This is a genomic window from Armatimonas sp., assembly GCF_031410135.1.
In the GTDB taxonomy this organism is placed as follows: domain Bacteria; phylum Armatimonadota; class Armatimonadia; order Armatimonadales; family Armatimonadaceae; genus Armatimonas.
Window position 1 is genome coordinate 1 of the sequence record NZ_JANNYP010000842.1, and the last position, 4,540, is coordinate 4,540.

Annotated in this window: 5 protein-coding genes; 3 read left to right on the forward strand and 2 right to left on the reverse strand. The window is 59.0% G+C overall.

Annotated elements, in window-relative coordinates:
* The 3 genes from RMO15_RS30440 to RMO15_RS30450 form a co-directional block, all read left to right on the forward strand.
* Positions 1–191: hypothetical protein (locus RMO15_RS30440; protein WP_309722108.1), on the forward strand; the 191-nt coding region annotated here is incomplete at its 5' end.
* A 23-nt stretch (positions 192–214) separates the two neighbouring features.
* Positions 215–2,077: a M56 family metallopeptidase gene (locus RMO15_RS30445; protein WP_309722109.1), complete on the forward strand. Its 1,863-nt coding sequence runs from the start codon at positions 215–217 to the stop codon at positions 2,075–2,077.
* Positions 2,078–2,176: 99 nt separating this feature from the next.
* Positions 2,177–3,577: a hypothetical protein gene (locus tag RMO15_RS30450; RefSeq protein ID WP_309722110.1), complete on the forward strand. Its 1,401-nt coding sequence runs from the start codon at positions 2,177–2,179 to the stop codon at positions 3,575–3,577.
* Here RMO15_RS30450 and RMO15_RS30455 read toward each other — a convergent pair.
* Both RMO15_RS30455 and RMO15_RS30460 read right to left on the reverse strand, forming a co-directional pair.
* Complete coding sequence (locus tag RMO15_RS30455) at positions 3,537–4,028, reverse strand: hypothetical protein (RefSeq protein WP_309722113.1); 492 nt, start codon at positions 4,026–4,028, stop codon at positions 3,537–3,539. The two genes, RMO15_RS30450 and RMO15_RS30455, sit on opposite strands and share 41 nt — an antisense overlap.
* Positions 4,025–4,540, reverse strand: a 516-nt coding sequence (locus RMO15_RS30460) for a sigma-70 family RNA polymerase sigma factor (protein ID WP_309722116.1), incomplete at its 5' end; no start/stop codon positions are given. The genes RMO15_RS30455 and RMO15_RS30460, both read right to left, overlap by 4 nt.

The following is a 4,540-nucleotide window of genomic DNA, read 5'->3' on the forward strand; positions in this document are numbered from 1 at the left end:
TGCTCCTCGCGTTGATGCAATTGCTCCTCGCGTTGATGCAATTGCTCCTCGCGTTGATGCAATTGCTCCTCGCGTTGATGCAATTGCTCCTCACGTTAATGCATTTGCTCCTCACGTTAATGCATTTGCTCCTCGCGTTGATGCAATTGCTCCTCGCGTTGATGCAATTGCTCCTCACGTTGATGCAATAAATTTTATTGCTTCTATTTATGTCATGGGGGGCTTTATTAGCCTACTTCGGCTTACTATCGCCGCCGTGCAGACCGCGCTACTCCTTCGCCGCGCCATGCCTACTGTACACTCTGATCTTGCACCACTCGCTCAGCGCTTTGGCTTGCTTCGTGCCCCGCGTATTGCCCGTCTTGCGAACTTTACCAGCCCGCTTCTCGCCTTCAAAACAATCTTGCTCCCTGAACCCGCGCTTGCCGACGAGTACCTGATTCTTGCGCATGAACTGGCCCATGTGAAACGCCGTGATCTTTTCTGGGAGGCGATTGGTGCTGTCGTCCAGACTCTCTTCTGGTTTCATCCGCTGGTCTGGTACGCCCGTCGCGAGGAAAAACTTGCCCGAGAGCAAGCCGCTGATGCCCTCGCGCTCGCTGTCACCAACGCACCCCGCGCCGACTACGCCCGTGTATTGCTGACCGCCACGCTTCGTCACACGCCCGAGCTTGCCGTAGGAGCCTTCGCCAGCCCATCGCGCCTCCGTCGAAGACTGGAAGCATTGGCACAGCCTGCGCTCCCCAAAAATAAAGCTCTGGGACTACTCGCGCTGGTAAGTTTTCTGATCACTCCTGCGCTGATTCCCTGGCGAGCCGTCGCCCGGCAGGTTCCCCCCCAACCGACGGCTGTGCCAAAGCGGACTCTACGTGACCTCACCTTTGCCACTGAAGGGCGTATGCAACAGCGGAACGGAGAACCTATCGCCAATGCTCGGGTGTGTTTGGTGGGACAGAGCACTCCAGGGGGATGGAGGATCGAAGGCAAGCGGTTTGTTGAGGTCAAGCCTACCTACGCCTTGCTCACCGAGACTCGAACGGCGGCGGACGGGACCTATAGAATCCCAAGTCGTGTTCACCAACGGAGCGAGTCTATTGTGGCGGCGGCGGCAGGCTACTCTGTGACAGAGCGGGCGAGTGGCGGTGGGCGCATCACCCTGGAGCCTGCCCGGCGCTGGGTTGCCTCCCTCACCGATGAGACGGGCAAGCCGCTTGTTGGGCGAAAAGTCCGTGTCGTCCCTGGCTCACCTAAAATCCGCTCACTTTTCCCCAGCTACTACGCCGGTAAAACAGACGCGCAAGGGCGCTTCGTCACAGGCCCTCTGGGGACGTTCTCAGGAGGAAGTGGCAAGGAAAAACTTTTTGAACTCGACGAACCCGAACTCGCCATCTCCGCAACTATCCCCACAGTGAGTCCTGACACGATTGTCCAGCGCCTAGTCGTGACTTCTGCTCGCCGTCTGGTCGTTGAGGTCGTGGACTCCTCTGGACAGCCCGTTCCCCATGCCAGTATGATGCTTGTACCCTATGCTCCACCATTGAATATACAACGTTACAAGGCAGATTCACAGGGACGTTTCGAGATCACACCACTGGCTCCGGGGGACTATATGTTGGAGGTTGCTAAGTATCTACCAACGCGTGAACAACGTGGAATCCCAGCCCCAACACGAATCGTGCGTTACTCCTTGGGAGCAGCATCTGTGAGCAAGCTACGGATTGTCCTTACCCCTGGCGTGACAGTCCGTGGGCGGGTTGTCTCAGGAGTTACGGGTAAACCAGTGGCGAACTTCCCACTCTGGGTCACGCGCCAACTCCAGTTTGCGAGAGACGGACGGCTTCAGACGTTTGCTAGTACCTCCGGCCGTGGGGGAGTAACAGACGCACAAGGCAACTACAAACTACATCTCTCCGCAAACGTAGACTGTTCCATTGAACTCCCAGAATCAGGCTCTTGGTACTCTACACATTCTCCTGTTTTACGTGGGCGTGGGGCATCACCGCTCAGTCTTAAAGTACGCGGCAAAGAGGGACAAACACTTATAGAGAACTTCACCCTCCTTAAAAAAGCGCTATGATAGGGATATGAGCAGTATCTACAGCGCCGACTTGAAAGGTATTGTTGTGCCCTGTCCTGCGTGCGGTCAGAGAAATCGGGCACACTGGAGTAGATGGGGATGACCCCTTCGCGAATTGTAACTAAACTGGCTCTGTTGGTGCTGGGGCTTGCTCTCTTAGGCGGCGTTTTTTGGGTTCTGTCGCTCATGAGCGAGCGCGATAGCCGCCTGCCCAAGCTGGCCTTGACGCTGCCCCAAGAGCGCGAACGGGCAATGCAGGCGGGTCTGCCTCAGGAAATGCGCGAGCTTCCGAAACGCCCGGTACTTGCGGAGAAAGACAACGCCGCGCCGCTCTACCGTGAGGCGGTGAACTTACTTCCTAACTGGACTCCCGAAGAGCGGCTGGCCATTGGGCGGATGCTAAGCCCAACCAGTAAGCTCAAGGACGGCGACGCGGCCCTCCTTGGAAAAGTGCTCAAAGCTGCTGTGCCTGCACTCCGACTTGTGAAAGAGGGCGTGCGACGGCCCCACTGTGACTTTGGCTGGCATGGTGCCCTCAACGAAGAGGAGTGGAAGCGGCGGCGTGAGATCTTGCTGGCCTGTGACCGCCTGGCGCAGCTCTTTCAAGTCTATGCAAAGGGCCACAAGCAACCCGAAAAAGCGCTGGCGACACTGGGGCTCATCGAGCGCTTTACGCACCAGCTGACCGAGGAGCCCGGCTTGTTGGTCTGGACGATTAGGAACCGGCATGCGACGCTCTCGGCACGGGTGCTGTTCCTGGTCGCTCTGGAGTACCCTGAGCGCCTTGCGGAGACCAATCGCGCTTGGGAGACCTGGCGCACCCCCCCTGGCGTTCTTAAGAAAATCTGGCTCCTTCAGTGTGTCAAGGAGCAGGGCGATGCCCGCGAGCACCGTGAAAAACTCTATAAGCCCGAGAACGAGCCGTTTTTGGACTACAACCCGCTCTGGCGGGAGCTGGATCGGCTGGACCACACGCTTGGCTGGCAGCTCTACGCCGATGCCTCCGAGGTGATCAACCTGCGCTACTGGCGTGCTGTAAAGACGGTTCTCGCCCCGATCCCTGACACCGACCTCACGGCGCAGTGGCGGGTTCTAAAAGCACTAGATACCGCCGAGGACACACGGGGAAAGGCGTTTGCGGGTTACTGGTATCCCCAGCGCTACAGTGGGCTCGCGACCGAGCTTTTGCTGACGGAGCTGGCCTATCGCCTCCCGCGTGTGGCTCTGGCGATCCAGGAGTTCGAGCGGGTCGCAAAGAAGCCTCTGACACGCCTGGAAGACTTGCCGCCTGGCACGCCCATCACCGATGTATTTTCGGGGAAGCCGCTTTTGCTTAAGGAGCATCGGCTCTACAGCGTCGGCTTCGATGGAAAAGACGACGGCGGCGATGAGAAGCAAGATCTTGTTCGTGACCTGACGAAAGAGGCGGCTCCACCCGTGGGGCAGAGCCGCCGTGGGATTATGCGTCGTCCCGGTCGGACGGCGGGAAGGGCGGAGTAGGGGCCGCAGGGGGGGCAGGCGGTGCGGGAGGCGCCGGAGGGGCTTCGCGCATCCAATCGGGGAGGTGCTCACGGATCACGGCTCCGATGTCCTTGAGCTTACCCAATTCTTCGATATTGATGTGGCTGGTGTGCGTGCCGTGCTTGCCGACCACCACTTTCACACTTTTCTCGATGCTCTCCTCCTCTTCCAGCTCCGCATCCAGAAGCGCCCGTAGAAGGCGGCTGGCAACGCCCAGACGATCAAAGCTGGCGTCGCTTGGCAGCGGCGAGAACATTCCCATAGTCTCTACCCCCTGCGCCTGGATATAGGTCAGCAGGTCGTTGTAGGCGCGGATGGCGTCTTCCTCCCCTGCGCTTCCTCGGCCTGGGTCGCGGGTCAGGCTAATGTGCTCACTGAGCGAGCTGATCTCGCGCAGCATCTTTCGGGCTTTTTTCAGTTCTGGTTTCATAGTTGTTCCTCTTCTTGTTCTTGAATGGCGATGGTCTGGCGCAGTGCTTGCCGCGCCCGGTAGAGTCGTCCCCGCACCGTGGCTTCGGGGACGCTGAGATACTCGGCGATGCGGGCGACGCTCCAGTCTTCGTAGGCCACGAGATAGAGCACTTCTTGCTGATCGCCCGGAAGCTTCTGTAGTGCCTGAAAGACCACCTCCTGCTCAATGCGTGCCGCCCAGTCTGGAGCAATCGCCAGCTCTGAGCTTGCGGTTCGCACCAGCGCATCGAGGTCATCGGTGGCGGTGCAGCGGCGCTCTTTTCGCAAGGTCTTGAGAGCCAAGTTGCGAGCAATCGCACGTAACCAGCCCCCGATAGCCCCAGGAGCATCGAGCGAGGGAAGCGCCTTGAACGCCGCCAGGAAGGTCTCCTGGGCAATCTCTTCGGCAATGGCACGGCTCCTCACAATCTGCTCCGCCACCAGCGTGATCGCACCCCGGTAGCGCCTGATCAGCTCGTCAAAGGCCGGAAA

Excerpts from the sequence above, each read along its gene's own strand:
- RMO15_RS30445 (WP_309722109.1), top strand. The coding sequence starts at position 215 with ATGGGGGGCTTTATTAGCCTACTTCGGCTTACTATCGCCGCCGTGCAG.
- RMO15_RS30450 (WP_309722110.1), top strand. The coding sequence starts at position 2,177 with ATGACCCCTTCGCGAATTGTAACTAAACTGGCTCTGTTGGTGCTGGGG.
- RMO15_RS30455 (WP_309722113.1), bottom strand. The coding sequence starts at position 4,028 with ATGAAACCAGAACTGAAAAAAGCCCGAAAGATGCTGCGCGAGATCAGC.